The sequence below is a fragment of the Streptomyces sp. NPDC053367 genome, from assembly GCF_044545925.1.
In the GTDB taxonomy this organism is placed as follows: domain Bacteria; phylum Actinomycetota; class Actinomycetes; order Streptomycetales; family Streptomycetaceae; genus Streptomyces.
The window spans coordinates 890,731-906,881 of sequence record NZ_JBITYN010000001.1 but is presented as its reverse complement, the minus strand read 5'-3'; the positions used below and the strand labels follow the sequence as shown (position 1 = coordinate 906,881).

General features: G+C 73.3%; 15 protein-coding genes. 12 read left to right on the top strand and 3 right to left on the bottom strand.

What is annotated here, in order from left to right; translation table 11 throughout:
* Window positions 1-18: 18 nt before the first annotated feature.
* A complete protein-coding gene (locus ACIGXJ_RS04210; RefSeq protein ID WP_399641408.1) occupies window positions 19-591 on the top strand; it encodes a Uma2 family endonuclease in 573 nt (190 codons plus the stop codon).
* Here ACIGXJ_RS04210 and ACIGXJ_RS04205 read toward each other — a convergent pair.
* Both ACIGXJ_RS04205 and ACIGXJ_RS04200 read right to left on the bottom strand, forming a co-directional pair.
* A complete protein-coding gene (locus ACIGXJ_RS04205; protein WP_399641406.1) occupies window positions 575-1,381 on the bottom strand; it encodes a DUF3097 domain-containing protein in 807 nt (268 codons plus the stop codon). The two genes, ACIGXJ_RS04210 and ACIGXJ_RS04205, sit on opposite strands and share 17 nt — an antisense overlap.
* Window positions 1,382-1,413: 32 nt before the next feature.
* On the bottom strand, window positions 1,414-2,145 hold the full coding sequence (locus ACIGXJ_RS04200) for an MBL fold metallo-hydrolase (protein WP_399641404.1): 732 nt from the start codon (window positions 2,143-2,145) through the stop codon (window positions 1,414-1,416).
* A 160-nt stretch (window positions 2,146-2,305) separates the two neighbouring features.
* On the opposite strand from ACIGXJ_RS04200, the gene hrcA reads away from it, so the two are divergent.
* The 10 genes from hrcA (at window position 2,306) to ACIGXJ_RS04150 (ending at window position 13,417) form a co-directional block, all read left to right on the top strand.
* Window positions 2,306-3,322, top strand: coding sequence for a heat-inducible transcriptional repressor HrcA (gene hrcA / locus ACIGXJ_RS04195; protein WP_399641402.1), 1,017 nt, complete (start codon window positions 2,306-2,308; stop codon window positions 3,320-3,322).
* Window positions 3,323-4,462 carry a molecular chaperone DnaJ gene (gene dnaJ / locus ACIGXJ_RS04190; protein ID WP_399641400.1) on the top strand — a complete coding sequence of 380 codons (1,140 nt, stop codon included), beginning with the start codon at window positions 3,323-3,325 and terminating at the stop codon, window positions 4,460-4,462.
* A 226-nt stretch (window positions 4,463-4,688) separates the two neighbouring features.
* Window positions 4,689-5,777 carry a nitronate monooxygenase gene (locus ACIGXJ_RS04185; RefSeq protein ID WP_399641398.1) on the top strand — a complete coding sequence of 363 codons (1,089 nt, stop codon included), beginning with the start codon at window positions 4,689-4,691 and terminating at the stop codon, window positions 5,775-5,777.
* Window positions 5,774-6,511, top strand: coding sequence for a 16S rRNA (uracil(1498)-N(3))-methyltransferase (locus tag ACIGXJ_RS04180; RefSeq protein ID WP_399641396.1), 738 nt, complete (start codon window positions 5,774-5,776; stop codon window positions 6,509-6,511). The genes ACIGXJ_RS04185 and ACIGXJ_RS04180 overlap by 4 nt, the downstream gene beginning before the upstream one ends.
* Before the next feature lie 78 nt (window positions 6,512-6,589).
* Window positions 6,590-6,982, top strand: coding sequence for a VOC family protein (locus tag ACIGXJ_RS04175; RefSeq protein ID WP_399641394.1), 393 nt, complete (start codon window positions 6,590-6,592; stop codon window positions 6,980-6,982).
* 240 nt (window positions 6,983-7,222) lie between these two features.
* Window positions 7,223-7,762: a hypothetical protein gene (locus ACIGXJ_RS04170; protein WP_399641392.1), complete on the top strand. Its 540-nt coding sequence runs from the start codon at window positions 7,223-7,225 to the stop codon at window positions 7,760-7,762.
* Between the two features lie 46 nt (window positions 7,763-7,808).
* Entirely contained in the window at window positions 7,809-11,018 is a 3,210-nt protein-coding gene (locus tag ACIGXJ_RS04165) for a S41 family peptidase (protein ID WP_399641391.1), read from the top strand.
* 97 nt (window positions 11,019-11,115) lie between these two features.
* Window positions 11,116-11,469, top strand: a complete 354-nt coding sequence (locus ACIGXJ_RS04160) for a histidine triad nucleotide-binding protein (protein WP_399641389.1) — start codon at window positions 11,116-11,118, stop codon at window positions 11,467-11,469.
* Window positions 11,470-11,475: 6 nt separating this feature from the next.
* Window positions 11,476-12,381 carry a ribonuclease Z gene (locus ACIGXJ_RS04155; protein WP_399641387.1) on the top strand — a complete coding sequence of 302 codons (906 nt, stop codon included), beginning with the start codon at window positions 11,476-11,478 and terminating at the stop codon, window positions 12,379-12,381.
* 46 nt (window positions 12,382-12,427) lie between these two features.
* The gene (locus ACIGXJ_RS04150; protein WP_399641385.1) at window positions 12,428-13,417 is read left to right on the top strand and encodes an adenosine deaminase; all 990 of its coding nucleotides are present in this window, start codon (window positions 12,428-12,430) and stop codon (window positions 13,415-13,417) included.
* On the opposite strand, the gene ACIGXJ_RS04145 is transcribed toward ACIGXJ_RS04150, so the two are convergent.
* Window positions 13,414-14,604, bottom strand: a complete 1,191-nt coding sequence (locus ACIGXJ_RS04145; RefSeq protein WP_399641383.1) for an MFS transporter — start codon at window positions 14,602-14,604, stop codon at window positions 13,414-13,416. The two genes, ACIGXJ_RS04150 and ACIGXJ_RS04145, sit on opposite strands and share 4 nt — an antisense overlap.
* Window positions 14,605-14,836: 232 nt before the next feature.
* Here ACIGXJ_RS04145 and ACIGXJ_RS04140 point away from each other — a divergent pair, with 232 nt between their 5' ends.
* Window positions 14,837-16,123, top strand: coding sequence for a glucarate dehydratase family protein (locus tag ACIGXJ_RS04140; protein ID WP_399641381.1), 1,287 nt, complete (start codon window positions 14,837-14,839; stop codon window positions 16,121-16,123).
* The last annotated feature ends 28 nt before the right edge of the window (window positions 16,124-16,151 follow it).

Below are 16,151 nucleotides of genomic sequence, written 5' to 3'. Positions count from 1 at the left end.
GAGCGGAGGGCCACGGAGATGACCGCTGTGGATGATCGCCGGGTGCATGAGGCCTTCGAGAACCTGGAGGTTCCCGAGGGCTTCAAGGCTGAGCTCATCCGGGGGGAAATCGTGATGATGGCCGGGCCCGACAAGGTCCATAACCGCATCGTGCAGTCGGTGCAGGACCAGATCCCTGCGCACCGGTGGGAGCGGCTGCAGACTCAGGACGTGGCCTTCCCGAGCGAAAGCAGTGAACCGCAGCCCGACCTGGTGGTCATGGAGATCGGCGCGGACGACAGCCCTGGGCGGCTCGTGCCCGCTCCGGCGGTGACGATGCTGGTCGAGGTCGTCTCCAGGACGAGCGTGCACAGGGACTATGTCGAGAAGCGGTCCGTCTATGCGGCGGGCGGCGTCCCCGTGTACCTGATCATCGATCCCTTCCAGGCGAAATGCCTGGTGCTGAGCGAGCCGGTCGGCAGCGGGACAGCGGCCGACTATCAGTCCGAACGGACCCGGAAGTTCGGTGATCCCGTGCCGCTGCCGATCGTGGACGTCACCCTCGACACGAGTACGTTCGGGACCCTCCCGCCCCTCACGGCTGCACCGTGACGAAGTCGATCAGCTCCTCCACCCTCCCCAGCAGATCCGGCTCCAGGTCCTTGTAGGAGCCCACCCGCTTCAGGATCGCCTGCCACACCGCGCCCGTGTTGTCCGAGGGCCAGCCCAGGGCCCGGCACACGCCCGTCTTCCAGTCCTGGCCGTGCGGGACCTTCGGCCACGCCGCGATGCCCAGGGACGACGGCTTCACCGCCTCCCAGATGTCGATGTACGGGTGGCCCACGACCAGGGCGTGCTCGCTGGTCACCCGCTGCGCGATGCGCCACTCCTTCGAGCCCGGCACCAGGTGGTCCACCAGCACCCCCAGCCGCGCGTCCGGGCCCGGCGCGAACTCCTCGACGATCCCCGGCAGGTCGTCGACGCCCTCCAGGTACTCCACGACCACGCCCTCGATGCGCAGGTCGTCGCCCCAGACCTTCTCGACCAGCTCCGCGTCGTGGCGGCCCTCCACGTAGATGCGGCCGGCGCGGGCCACGCGGGCCCGGGCGCCGGGGACCGCGACCGAGCCGGACGCCGTACGGGTGGGCCGTACGGGCGCGGCGGACGGTCGTACGAGCGTCACCACCCGGCCCTCCAGCAGGAAGCCGCGCGGCTCCAGCGGGAACACGCGGTGCTTGCCGAAGCGGTCCTCCAGGGTCACCGTGCCCGCCTCGCAGCGGATCACCGCGCCGCAGAAGCCGGTGCCGGGCTCCTCGACCACCAGACCGGGCTCGGCCGGGACCTCGGGGACGGGCTGCGGCTTCTTCCAGGGAGGTGTCAGGTCGGCGGAGTACTGGCGCATTCGGATGACGATAGGAACAAGCGCGGGGGCCTTCAGGGCGACACGCCGAAGCGGGCCGCCAGCTCGTCGCGCTGACGCCGTACGAAGGCCGCGTCCACGACCGCTCCGTGGCCGGGCACGTACAGCGCGTCCTCGCCGCCGAAGGCCAGGAGGCGGTCCAGGGCGTCGGGCCAGCGGGCCGGTACCGCGTCCGGCCCCGCCTGGGGTTCGCCGGACTCCTCGACCAGGTCGCCGCAGAACACCACCTCGGGGGAGCCGGGCACCAGGACCGCGAGGTCGTGGGCGGTGTGGCCGGGGCCGACGTTGGCGAGCAGGACCTGGCGGCCGCCGCCGAGGTCCAGCGTCCACTCGCCGGTGACGTGGTGGCCGGGCGCGCTCAGGGCGTCCGCCGCCTCGGTCGCGGCCTCCTCGTCCAGGCCGTTGCCGACCGCGTCCGCGCGCAGCTCCTCGCGGGCGTGCCGGGACGTCAGCGCCGCGGCCACGCCCACCGCGCCGAACACCTCGGTGCCGTCGAGGGCCGCCGCCCCGAAGACGTGGTCGAAGTGGGGGTGCGTCAGCGCGAGATGGGTCACACGTCCGCCGAACAGCCACTCGGCGCGGGCCCGCAGCTCCGCCCCCTCCCGCAGGCTCGAACCCGCGTCGATCAGCAGCGCCGCGCCCTCCCCGACGACCAGCCCGGCCGTGCAGTCCCAGCGCGGCAGGCGGCACCGGCCGACCCCGGCCGCCAGCCGCTCCCAGCCCAGCTCTTCCCAAGTCACCGTCATACGGCGACGCTATCGGTGGCACCGTCACCTGGCGCGGCGGTGCGGTACCTGCCTTGCCGGAAGCCCGCCCGACCGCCGTACACTGGGCCGGTAAGGCTGGCACTCGAATGCTCAGAGTGCCAGGGGAAGCGCCGAGGTGACGACTTCTGGAGGTGTGCGCATGCTCAGTGAACGAAGGCTCCAGGTGCTGCGCGCCATCGTCCAGGACTACGTCGGCACCGAGGAGCCGGTCGGTTCCAAGGCGCTCACCGAGCGGCACAACCTGGGCGTGTCCCCGGCGACCGTGCGCAACGACATGGCGGCCCTGGAGGACGAGGGCTACATCGCGCAGCCGCACACCAGCGCCGGGCGCATCCCCACCGACAAGGGCTACCGGCTCTTCGTCGACAAGCTCGCCGAGGTCAAGCCGCTCACCGCGCCGGAGCGGCGCGCGATCCAGAACTTCCTCGACGGCGCCGTCGACCTCGACGACGTCGTGGCCCGCACGGTGCGGCTGCTGGCGCAGCTCACCCGGCAGGTGGCCGTCGTGCAGTACCCGTCGCTGACCCGGTCCACGGTCCGGCACGTGGAGCTGCTGTCGATGGCCCCGGCCCGGGTGATGCTGGTCCTGATCACCGACACCGGGCGGGTCGAGCAGCGGATGGTCGACTGCCCGGCGCCGTTCGGCGAGGCCTCGCTCGCGGATCTGCGGGCGCGGCTGAACAGCCGGGTCGCGGGCCGTCGCTTCACGGACGTGCCGCAGCTGGTGCAGGATCTGCCGGAGGCCTTCGAGCCGGAGGACCGCGGTACGGTCCAGACGGTGCTCTCCACCCTCCTGGAGACACTCGTCGAACAGACAGAGGAGCGGCTGATGATCGGCGGCACCGCCAATCTGACCCGCTTCGGACATGACTTCCCCCTCACCATCCGTCCCGTCCTGGAGGCCCTGGAGGAGCAGGTCGTGCTCCTCAAGCTCCTGGGCGAGGCGAAGGATTCGGGCATGACCGTGCGCATCGGTCACGAGAACGCCCATGAGGGACTCAACTCCACGTCGGTGGTGTCGGTCGGCTACGGTTCGGGCGGCGAGGCAGTCGCCAAGCTCGGCGTGGTCGGACCGACCCGCATGGATTACCCGGGAACGATGGGAGCGGTACGCGCAGTGGCACGGTACGTCGGACAGATCCTGGCGGAGTCGTAAGTGGCCACGGACTATTACGCCGTTCTCGGCGTGCGCCGCGACGCGTCGCAGGAAGAGATCAAGAAGGCCTTCCGCCGGCTCGCTCGCGAGCTGCACCCGGACGTCAACCCCGATCCGAAGACCCAGGAGCGGTTCAAGGAGATCAACGCCGCTTACGAGGTGCTGTCGGACCCGCAGAAGAAGCAGGTCTACGACCTCGGCGGCGACCCGCTCTCGCAGTCCGGCGGCGCCGGCGCGGGCGGCTTCGGGGCGGGCGGCTTCGGCAACTTCTCCGACATCATGGACGCCTTCTTCGGTACGGCGTCCCAGCGCGGGCCGAGGTCGCGGACGCGGCGCGGCCAGGACGCGATGATCCGGATCGAGGTCGAGCTGGACGAGGCGGCCTTCGGCACGACCAAGGACATCCAGGTCGACACGGCCGTCGTCTGCAACACCTGCAACGGCGAGGGCGCCGCGCCCGGCACCTCCGCGCAGACCTGTGACATGTGCCGCGGCCGCGGTGAGGTCTCCCAGGTCACCCGGTCCTTCCTTGGCCAGGTCATGACCTCGCGGCCCTGCCCCCAGTGCCAGGGCTTCGGCACCGTCGTGCCGACCCCGTGCCCGGAGTGCGCGGGCGACGGCCGGGTCCGCTCCCGGCGCACCCTCACGGTCAAGATCCCGGCCGGTGTGGACAACGGCACCCGCATCCAGCTCGCCGGCGAGGGCGAGGTCGGCCCGGGCGGCGGCCCGGCCGGTGACCTCTACGTCGAGATCCACGAGCTGCCGCACTCGCAGTTCCAGCGCCGCGGCGACGACCTGCACTGCACGGTCACCCTGCCCATGACGGCGGCGTCCCTCGGCACGAAGGTGCCGCTGGAGACGCTGGACGGCATGGAGGAGGTCGACATCCGGCCCGGCACCCAGTCCGGCCAGTCGATCCCGCTGCACGGGCGCGGCGTCACCCACCTGCGCGGCGGCGGCCGGGGCGACCTGATCGTCCACGTCGAGGTCCAGACCCCGACCAAGCTCGACCCGGAGCAGGAACGCCTGCTGCGCGAGCTGGCCAAGCTCCGCGGCGAGGAACGGCCCCAGGGGCAGTTCCAGCCGGGGCAGCAGGGGTTGTTCTCTCGGCTGAAGGACGCGTTCAACGGGCGGACCTGAGGGGGCTGGGGCCGGGGGTCCGGGGGTTGGCCCCCGGGTGGGCGCAGTCGGCCGGGGCAGCAGGGGTTGTTCTCTCGGCTGAAGGACGCGTTGAGCGGTCGCTGACGGGGGCTGGGGTGTGCCGCCCACAGTCGCCGAGTGGTCCGGGTCGGCCCGGGAAATGTTGGCTTATGCCAAGGGGAAGGGCCGATTCGGACTTGTTCGGAGGACGTGACAACATGCGGTCATGTCCTCCGCGCTGACCGGTCTCCTCTCCTGTCCGATCGTGCAGGCCCCCATGGCGGGCGGCGTCTCCGTGCCGCGGCTCGCCGCCGCCGTGTCCGAGGCCGGCGGGCTGGGGTTCCTGGCCGCCGGGTACAAGACGGCCGACGGCATGTACCAGGAGATCAAGCAGCTGCGGAGCCTGACCTCCCGGCCCTTCGGCGTGAACCTCTTCCTGCCGCACCCGGAGTACGCGGACCCCGCGGCCGTCGGCGTCTACGCCCACCAGCTCGCCGGTGAGGCCGCCTGGTACGAGACCGAGCTGGGCGACCCGGACAGCGGCCGCGACGACGGCTTCGACACCAAGCTGGCCGTCCTGCTCGACAACCCGGTCCCGGCGGTCTCCTTCCACTTCGGCGTGCCCGCCCCCGAGGCGCTCCAGGCCCTGCGCCGGGCCGGGACGGTCACCCTGGTGACCGCGACCAGCGTCGACGAGGCGCTCGCGGTGGAGCGGGCCGGCGCCGACGCGGTGATCGTCCAGGGCGTCGAGGCCGGCGGGCACCAGGGCACCCACCGGGACCTGCCCGACACCGACGGGTCGGGCATCGGGCTGCTGGCCCTTCTCGCGCAGGTCCGCGAAGCCGTCTCCCTGCCGCTCGTCGCCGCCGGCGGCATCATGCGGGGCGGCCAGATCGCCGCCGTCCTCGCCGCGGGCGCGAGCGCCGCCCAGCTCGGCACCGCGTTCCTCCCCACCGACGAGTCCGGAGCGCACGCCCTGCACAAGCAGGCCCTGACCAACCCCCTGTTCGTGCGCACCGAGCTGACGCGGGCGTTCTCCGGGCGCCCGGCGCGCGGCCTGGTGAACCGATTCCTGCGGGAGCACGGCCCGTACGCGCCCGCCGCCTACCCCGACGTCCACCACCTCACCGCGCCGCTGCGCAAGGCCGCCGCCGCGGCGGGCGACGCCCAGGGCATGGCGCTGTGGGCGGGACAGGGCCACCGCCTGGCGCGCGCGATGCCCGCGGGGCGGCTGGTGGAGGTACTGGTGGCCGAACTGGCCGCCGCGTGCACAACGTTGTCGGACCTGCCCCTGCAAGGAGGAACCCAGCGATGACGGCTCCGGTGTTCGTGGTCGAGCAACTCGGTCACGGGGGACCCGAGTTCGTGCTCGACGGCCCCGAGGGACGGCACGCCGTCTCCGTGAAGCGGCTGCGGCCCGGCGAGGACGTCGTCCTCACCGACGGGCACGGCCGCTGGGCCGAGGGCGTGGTCAGGGCCGCCGAGGGCAAGGACCGGCTGGTGGTGGATCTCGGCGCAGTCCAGGAGGAGCCCGAGCCGCGGCCCCGGATCACGGTCGTGCAGGCCCTGCCGAAGGGCGACCGCGGTGAACTCGCCGTGGAGACCATGACGGAGACCGGCGTCGACGCGATCGTGCCGTGGGCGGCCTCCCGGTGCATCACGCAGTGGAAGGGCGACCGCGGTCTGAAGGCCCTCGCCAAGTGGCGGGCCACCGCACGGGAGGCGGGCAAGCAGTCCCGCCGGGTGCGCTTCCCGGAGGTCGCGGACGCCGCGAGCAGCAAGCAGGTTGCCGCACTTCTCGCCGAAGCCGACTTCGCCGCCGTGCTCCACGAGAGCGGTGAGGAGCCCCTCGCCACCGTCGAACTGCCCACCGAGGGCGAGATCGTGCTGGTCGTCGGCCCGGAAGGGGGCGTTTCCCCCGAGGAGTTGGCCCTGTTCGCGGAGGCGGGCGCCAAACCGTATGTCCTCGGGCGTACGGTGCTGCGGACATCGACCGCGGGGACCGCGGCGGTGGCCCTGCTGCTCGGGCGCACCGGCCGCTGGTCCTGAGCGACGTACTGCACAACGTCCTGACCGACGTCCTGACCGACGTCCTGACCGACGTCCTGACGACAGGGGGAGTACGCCATGGAACTCGCACAGGTCCGGCTGCTGGTCAGCGACTTCGCCGCCTGCTACCGCTTCTACGCCGACGTCCTCGGCCTCAAGCCGCAGTCGGGCGCCGTCGACGGGCCGTACGAGAAGTTCAGCCCGGCCACCGGCTCGGCCGGCATCGCGCTGCAGGACCGCGCGATGATGGCCGAGGTGCTCGGCGAGCTGGGCGACGCGGCGAGCGGGCACCGGTCGCTGGTGGTGCTGCGGGTGGACGACCTGGGCGCGTACTGCGAGGAGATCACCGGGCGCGGCGCCGAGCTGCTGCACGGCCCGGCCCCCATGTCGGACCGGCTGCGGGTGGCCCACCTCAAGGACCCGGAGGGCAATCTGGTGGAGCTTCAGCAGTGGCTGCTGCTGCGCGGCTGACGACTGCGGCGGGCAGCAGCTCCCAGCCGTCCGACTCCCCGCCTGCGGGCAGCAGTCCGCGCCGTACGGCCTCGTCGACGAGCGCGCGGACGCAGCCGGGCTCGTTGATGTTGAGCCCGCTGCCGCGCCGGCTTCCTGACCCGGCGTCCGCTGCTCATCCGCTCAGGCCGGGACGGAGACCGCCACGAGTGGCCGTATCCGCTCTACCGCGACGGCCGGGACAGTGGGAGGCTGCCCTCCATGGGGGCATTGCGACGTATTTGGGAAGCGACGAACCGGCCGCGGGGCCGACGGGCGGCGGCCGCGTCGGTGCTGGCGGTGATCTCCGTGGCGGGCGTCGCCGCCTGCGACCCCGCGGGCGGGCTGAACGGCGCGACGGTGGCGTACACCACCGACCATCTGGTGACGGCGGAACTGGAGCGGCAGAAGGCCGACGTGCGCTGGCTGACGTGCACCGCGTCCGTCGACGACGGTGACGGCGCGTCCCCGTCCGCCACGGCCGACGACCTCGCCGCCGTCGACTGCCAGGGCGAGACCGGCGACGGCAAGGACATCACCGTCACCGGCCGCGTCACCCGGGCGGTCAGCGGCGCGTGCGTACGCGGTGACCTCACCGCGAAGATCGACGGCAGACAGTGGTTCCACGTCCAGGGCCTCGGCAACTGCGACGCCACCACCGCGCCGCCCGCGGGCGGACCCCGCCCCGCCGTCACGGTGACGGTGACCCAGACCGTGTGGTGCGACGACTTCCCACAGTGCAGGCCGGTCGAGGGCAAGTGATCCGAACGCCCCGCCCCGAACGGCCGCTCTGCATAGGCTTGACCGGGTGACGCAGCCCTCTTCCTCCGCCATACCGGCGTACCTCCGCTTCCCGCACGTGCACGGCGAGTCGGTCGCCTTCACCGCCGAGGACGACGTCTGGCTCGCCCCCCTCGACGGGGGCCGGGCCTGGCGGGTCAGCGCCGACAACGTGCCCGTCTCGCACCCCCGTATCTCGCCCGACGGCACCACCGTCGCCTGGACGTCCACCCGCGACGGCGCCCCCGAGGTGCACGTCGCCCCGGCCGACGGCGGACCCGCCAGGAGGCTGACGTACTGGGGCAGTTGGAAGACGCAGGTGCGCGGCTGGACCCCCGGCGGCGAGGTCCTGGCGCTGAGCACGTACGGCCAGGCCAGTCTGCGCCGCAGCTGGGCGCGCGCGGTCCCGCTCGACGGCGGCCCGGCCACCACACTGCCCCACGGACCCGTCGGCGACGTGGCGTTCGGCCCGGCGACGGTGCTGCTGTCCGCGCCGATGGGCCGCGAGGCCGCCTGGTGGAAGCGCTACCGGGGCGGCACCGCGGGCAAGCTGTGGATCGACCCCGACGGCGACGGCGAGTTCGTCCGCCTGCACGCCGACCTCGACGGCAACATCGAGCACCCCTGCTGGGTGGGGGAGCGCCTCGCGTTCCTGTCCGACCACGAGGGCACCGGCGCGCTGTACTCCTCCCTCGCCGACGGCTCCGACCTGCGCCGCCACACCCCCCTCGACGGCTTCTACGCCCGCCACGCCACCAGCGACGGCACCCGGGTCGTGTACGCGAGCGCGGGCGAACTGTGGCTGCTGGACGACCTGGAGGGGGCCGAGCCGCGCCGCCTGGACATCCGGCTCGGCGGACAGCGCACCGACCGCCAGCCGCACCCCGTCGACGCCGCCCGCTGGTTCGGCTCCGCCTCCCCCGACCACGCGGCCCGCGGCAGCGCGGTCAGCGTGCGCGGCGCCGTCCACTGGGTCACCCACCGCGCGGGGCCGGCCCGCGCCCTCGCCGCCGAACCGGGCGTACGGGCCCGGATGCCGCGCACCTTCCGCGTGGAGGGCGAGGAATGGGTGGTGTGGGTGACCGACGCCGAGGGCGAGGACGCCCTGGAGTTCGCGCCCGCCACCGGACTCGCGCCGGGCGCGACCCCGCGCCGTATCGCCGCCGGACGGCTCGGCCGGGTCCTCGGCCTCGCCATGTCCCCCGACGGCAGCCGCGCCGCGGTCGCCGCGCACGACGGACGCGTCCTGCTCGTCGAGCGGGAGAGCGGCGAGGTCCGCGAGCTCGACCGCAGCGACCAGGGCGACGTCTCCGGCCTCACCTTCTCGCCCGACTCCGGCTGGCTGGCCTGGTCCCACCCCGGCCCGCACCCGCTGTGCCAGCTCAAGCTCGCCAACACCACCGACCTCACCGTCACCGAGGCGACCCCGCTGCGCTTCCAGGACTACGCGCCCGCCTTCACCCTCGACGGCAAGCACCTCGCGTTCCTGTCCAACCGCTCCTTCGACCCGGTCTACGACGAGCACGTCTTCGACCTCGCCTTCGTCACCGGCTCCCGCCCCCATCTGATCCCCCTCGCGGCGACCACGCCCTCGCCCTTCGGGCCGCAGCGGCACGGCCGCCCCTTCGAGGTGTCCGACAAGGACGAGACCCCCGACAGCGAGGGCACCCCGACCACCCGGATCGACCTCGACGGCCTCGCCGACCGGATCGTGCCCTTCCCGGTCGAGGCCGGCCGCTACTCCAACCTGCGCGCCGCCAAGGACGGCGTCCTGTGGCTGCGCCACCCCGTGCGCGGGGTCCTCGGCGTCTCCCGGGCCACCCCCGACGCGCCCGACCCGCACACCGAGCTGGAGCGCTACGACCTCGCCCAGCAGCGCATCGAGCACCTCGCCGCCGACGCCGACCACTTCGAGGTCAGCGGCGACGGCAAGCGGCTGCTGCTGTGGACCGACGGGCTGCTCAAGGTGGTGCCCAGCGACCGGCGGGCCTCCGCCGACGCCGACAGCGACAGCAACGTCACCGTCGACCTCGCCCGGGTGCGCCGCCTGATCGACCCGGCCGCCGAGTGGCGCCAGATGTTCGACGAGACCGGCCGCATCATGCGGGACAACTTCTGGCGGGCCGACATGAACGGCGTCGACTGGGACGGCGTCCTCGACCGCTACCGCCCCCTCCTCGACCGTGTCGCCACCCACGACGACCTCGTCGACCTGCTGTGGGAGGTCCACGGCGAACTGGGCACCTCGCACGCCTACGTCATGTCCGGCGGCGGCTACGGCCACGGCGACCGGCAGGGCCTGCTCGGCGCCGACATCTCCCGCCACGAGGACGGCACCTGGCGCGTCGACCGCATCCTGCCCGCCGAGACCTCCGACCCCGAGGCCCGCTCCCCGCTCGCCGCGCCCGGCGTCGCCGTCCGCCCGGGTGACGCGATCGTCGCCGTGGCCGGCCGGCCCGTGGACCCGGTCACCGGCCCCGCGCCGCTGCTCGTCGGCACGGCCGGCCACCCGGTGGAGCTGACCGTCTCCCCGTCCGGCGGCGGCGAACCCCGCCACGCCGTGGTCGTCCCCCTCGCCGACGAGGAGCCCCTGCGCTACCACGCCTGGGTCGCCGACCGCCGCGCCTACGTCCACCGGGTCTCCGGCGGCCGCCTCGGCTATCTGCACGTCCCCGACATGCAGGCGCCCGGCTGGGCCCAGATCCACCGCGACCTCAGGGTGGAGGTCGCCCGCGAGGGCCTCGTCGTCGACGTTCGCGAGAACCGCGGCGGCCACACCTCCCAACTGGTCGTCGAGAAGCTGGCCCGCCGGATCGTCGGCTGGGCCGTCCCGCGCGGTATGCAGCCCTACAGCTACCCCCAGGACGCCCCGCGCGGCCCCGTCGTCGCCGTCGCCAACGAGTTCTCCGGCTCCGACGGCGACATCGTCAACGCCGCCGTCAAGGCCCTCGGCCTCGGCCCCGTCGTCGGCACCCGCACCTGGGGCGGGGTCATCGGCATCGACAGCCGCTACCGGCTCGTCGACGGCACCCTGATCACCCAGCCCAAGTACGCCTTCTGGCTGGAGGGCCAGGAGTGGGGCGTGGAGAACCACGGCGTCGACCCGGACGTGGAGGTCGTCCGACGCCCCCAGGACTGGGCGGCCGGTAGGGACCCGCAGCTGGACGAGGCGATCAGGCTCGCCCTGGAGGCACTGGAGCGGCAGCCTGCGAAGACACCGCCGAGGGCGATGCCCTGAGGGGCGCGGGGAACGCCGCGAGCAACCCGCGATCACCCGCGGTGAACGACGATACGATGCGATCCGAGACAGATCATCTTTCCCCGGAGGAGGCCGCATGGCAGGCGAACCCCAGGACGACTGCCTGTTCTGCAAGATCGTCGCGAAGCACATCCCGGCGACGATCGTCCGCGAGACGGAGACGACGGTCGCCTTCCGGGACATAAACCCCCAGGCCCCCACCCACGTCCTGGTCATCCCCAAGGTGCACTACGCCGACGCCGCCGAACTCGCCGCCGGGGCACCGGAGGTGGCCGCGGACCTCCTGCGCGAGACCCAGGCCGTGGCCGACGAGGAGAAGCTGGACAGCTACCGCATCGTGTTCAACACCGGCAGCGGCGCCGGCCAGACGGTGTGGCACGCCCACGCGCATGTCCTCGGCGGCCGCGGCATGCAGTGGCCCCCCGGGTGATTCACCGTGTCCGTACGTGAATTGGTCGTGCTCGGCACCGCCAGCCAGGTCCCCACCCGGCACCGCAACCACAACGGCTATCTGCTGCGCTGGGACGGCGAGGGCCTGCTGTTCGACCCCGGCGAGGGCACGCAGCGTCAGATGCTGCGCGCCGGGGTCGCGGCCCACGACCTGAACCGGCTCTGCGTCACGCACTTCCACGGCGACCACTCCCTCGGCCTCGCCGGGGTGATCCAGCGCGTCAACCTCGACCAGGTGCCGCACCAGGTCACCGCGCACTACCCCGCCTCCGGACAGCGCTTCTTCGACCGCCTGAGGTACGCCACCGCCTACCGCGAGACGGTCCCGCTCACCGAGGCGCCGATCGCCGGGGACGGTGTCATCGCCGCCACCCGCGACTACGTCCTCGAGGCGCGCCGCCTCTCCCACCCCGTCGAGTCCTTCGGCTACCGGCTGACCGAGCCCGACGGCCGCCGCATGCTGCCCGAGCGGCTCGCCGCGCACGGCATCGAGGGGCCGGACGTGGGGCGCATCCAGCGCGACGGCGTCCTGAACGGTGTCGAGCTCGCGGAGGTCAGCGAGGTGCGGCGCGGACAGCGGTTCGCGTTCGTCATGGACACCCGGCTGTGCGAGGGCGCGTTCGCGCTCGCCGAGGGCTGCGACATGCTGGTCATCGAGTCGACGTTCCTCGACGAGGACGAGCGACTCGCCGTCGACCACGGCCATCTGACGGCCGGCCAGGCGGCGCGGGTGGCCCGGGAGAGCGGTGTGCGCCACCTCGTGCTGACCCACTTCAGCCAGCGCTACGCCGAGCCGGAGGAGTTCGAGCGCCAGGCGCGCGCCGCCGGCTACGAGGGCGAGCTGACGGTGGCGTACGACCTGATGCGAGTGCCGGTCCCGAAGCGCCGTTGACCGAGCCCCTTCTGAAACGACGGCAATCCGGTCGTAAGATGCCGTAATGCCCCTCCCCAAAGCAGAACTGCACCTGCACATCGAAGGCACCCTGGAGCCGGAGCTGGCTTTCGAGCTGGCCGCGCGCAACGGCGTGGAGCTGCCGTACGAGGACACCGAAGCGCTGCGCCGGGCGTACAGCTTCGACGACCTCCAGTCGTTCCTGGACCTGTACTACGAGCTGACGGCCGTGCTGCGCACCGAGCAGGACTTCGCCGACCTGGCGAACGCCTATCTGGCCCGTGCCGCGGCCCAGGGCGTGCGGCACGCGGAGATCTTCTTCGACCCGCAGGCCCACCTCGCGCGGGGTGTGGGCATGGGCACGGTCGTCGAGGGCCTGTGGCGCGCGCTCGGCCGCAGCGAGGAGGACCACGGTGTCTCCACCCGGCTGATCATGTGCTTCCTGCGCGACGAGTCCGCCGAGTCGGCGACGGCGGCCCTGGAGGCCGCGAAGCCCTATCTGCACCGCATCACCGGTGTCGGACTGGACTCGGCCGAGGTCGGGCATCCGCCGGTGAAGTTCCGCGAGGTGTACGAGGCCGCCGCCGGGCTCGGGCTGCGCCGGGTGGCGCACGCCGGTGAGGAGGGCCCGCCGGAGTACATCACCGAGGCGCTGGACGTCCTCGGCGTCGAGCGCGTCGACCACGGTCTGCGCTGCATGGAGGACCCGGAGCTGGTGGCCCGGCTGGTCCGCGACCGTGTGCCGCTGACGCTGTGCCCGCTGTCCAACGTCCGCCTGCGGGCCGTCGCAGCCCTGGCCGAGCACCCGCTGCCCGCGATGCTCGACGCCGGCCTGCTGTGCACGGTCAACTCCGACGACCCCGCCTACTTCGGCGGCTACGCGGGCGACAACTTCGACGCCGTACGCCGTGCCCTGCACCTCACCGACGAGCGGCTGCGCGAGCTGGCCCGCAACTCCTTCCTCGCCTCCTTCCTGGACGACGACGAGGAGCGGCGGGCCCGGTACCTCGCGGAGGTCGAGGCGTACCGGTTCTAGGCCGCCGTCGCGGTCTGCGGGGCGGGCGTCTCCACCGGGATCTCGACGACCGGCAGGGAGCGCCTGCCCGCGCCGCGCGCGACCGCAGTCAGCGGTACGGCGATCACCAGCAGCCCGGCCGCGAGCACCGCGCCCATCACCGGGAAGCCCGCCTGCGCGGAGAGCAGGCTGCCGGCGATCGGGCCGGCGGCCGTGCCCAGTGAGGACGCCGAGCCGGCGAGGACGGCCCAGCGTCCGCGGGCCGGGTCCAGCGAGGCGGCGAGGCCGATCAGGTACGAAAGGACGATCGGGTAGCAGGCGTTCCAGGCGATCTCGCCGCCCGCGAAGGTCGCCAGGTCGGTGGCGGACGCGCTCAGCACGATGCACCCGGCGATGAGCGCCGTACCGGCCCCGACGGGCAGGGCGCGGCCGAGCCGCGGTCCGAGCGCCCCCGCGCCGAGCACGCCGAGGAGCCCGGCGCCGAGCGCGACGGCGAACACCACGCCGACGACCGCCTCGGTGAGGTGGGCCTGGGTCAGGCCGATCCGGCCGCTGACGCCCCACAGCGCGTTCTGCGCGAGCGACCAGCACGGCATGGCGGCGACGAGGACGAGCCCGGCGCGCGGGTGGGGGAGCGGGGTGCGCTCGCGCCGGGTGTGCGGGGCCGCGCCGGCGGCGGGCAGCCGGCCGGTGAGCGGCCAGACGGCGAGCGCGGTCAGGGCGATGGCGGCGAGCGGCAGCCCGTGCCCCGGGCCGAGGTGGGGGACCGTCAGGTAGACCGCGCCCGCGAGCGCCGAGACGCCCAGCAGCCCCAGCGTGGAGGTCCGGTGCGGGTCCTTCTCGGCCGCGATGCGGGTCGCGGCGACCGCGGTGACGGTGCCGGAGCCGAACCCGCCGACGACCGAGCCCGCGACCACGGCCGGTACGGCGTGCACGAGCGCGGCGCCCCCGTATCCGGCGAAGGCCAGCGCCAGCCCCGCGCGGGCGAGTCGGCGGGCGCCGATCCGCTCGACGAACGAGGCCAGCAGGAAGCCGGCCGTGGCCGAACTCAGCAGCAGGGCACTGCCGATGGCGCCCGCCTGGGTGGCGGTGACGGGCAGATACGCGTCCAGCCGGCCGACGACGGTCGGCAGCAGGTACGGGGCGAGGTACCCGGCCGTGAAGAGGGCGAGGACGGGCCAGGGCAGGGAGGTGCGGGGGGAGGACACGGGCGTTCCCAGGGCATGCGAAAGAAGCGGCACAAAAGGGGGATTGGGCGACGACTGTCGACGGACAGGAACGCGCGGGCAATTTGTATCAAGTGGGGGCGGGCGCACGGGAGGCCGGGTGGTGTGATCTGGGCCACGTCTTGGTTTGGTGGAAGGGTGGCCGGGTAGGAGGGCGATCGTTTTTCATCCATTCGACCAGTGTTCTGATATGTGAACACCCTGGAGGCGCCCCGTGACCCACGCCCCGACCATCGCCGAGGTCCGGCTGACGCCCGTCCTGGTCGCCGACCCGCCCCTGCTCAACACCCAGGGCGTCCACCAGCCCTACACACCCCGCCTGATCGTCGAGATCGTCACGGACGACGGCACCACCGGCGTCGGGGAGACCTACGGCGACACCAAGTACCTGGAACTGGCCCGGCCGCTCGCCGCCCGGCTCCCCGGGCGCAGGCTCGACGACCTCAACGGGCTGTTCACGCTCGTGGACGAGGTCGGAGTAGACGCCTCACGCGTCGAGAACGCCGTCGACGTCGGCGGGCTGCGGGGCGTCCAGACCGCGGACAAGCTGCGGCTCTCCGTCGTCTCCGCCTTCGAGGTCGCCTGCCTCGACGCGCTCGGCAAGGCGCTCGGCCTTCCCGTGCACGCCCTGCTCGGCGGCAAGCTGCGCGACTCGGTCGAGTACAGCGCGTACCTCTTCTACAAGTGGGCCGCGCACCCCGGCGCCGACCCCGACGGCTGGGGCGCGGCCCTCGACCCCGCCGGAGTCGTCGAGCAGGCCCGCCGCCTCACCGAGCGGCACGGCTTCGGCTCCTTCAAGCTCAAGGGCGGTGTCTTCCCGCCCGAGGAGGAGATCGCCGCCGTACGCGCCCTCGCGGAGGCATTCCCCGGGCGGCCGCTGCGGCTCGACCCCAACGGGGCCTGGTCGGTGGAGACTTCCGTGAAGGTCGCCGACGCGCTCGGGGACGTCCTCGAGTACCTGGAGGACCCGGCCCTCGGCACCGACGCGATGGCCGAGGTCGCCGCCCGCACCGACGTGCCGCTCGCCACCAACATGTGCGTGACGACCTTCGCCGAGATACCCGAGGCGTTCACCCGCGGGGCCGTGCGGATCGTCCTCTCCGACCACCACTACTGGGGCGGGCTGCGCAACACCCAGCACCTGGCCGCCGTGTGCCGCACCTTCGGCGTCGGCGTCTCCATGCACTCCAACACCCACCTCGGCATCAGCCTGGCCGCCATGACCCAGGTCGCGGCGACCGTGCCCGGACTGCGGCACGCCTGCGACTCCCACTACCCCTGGCAGTCCGAGGACGTCCTCACCGAGCGCGTCCCCTTCACCGGCGGCCGCGTCATCGTGTCCGACGCCCCCGGCCTCGGCGTCGAGCTGGACCGCGACCGCCTCGCCTTCCTGCACCGGCGGTGGCGCGAGGACGACGGCCGGTTCCACGACCGCGACGACGCGGCGGCCATGCGGGTCGCCGAGCCGGGATGGACGACACCGGCCGTTCCGCGCTGGTAGCGGCGGCACACCGGCTCCCCGCCGTGGG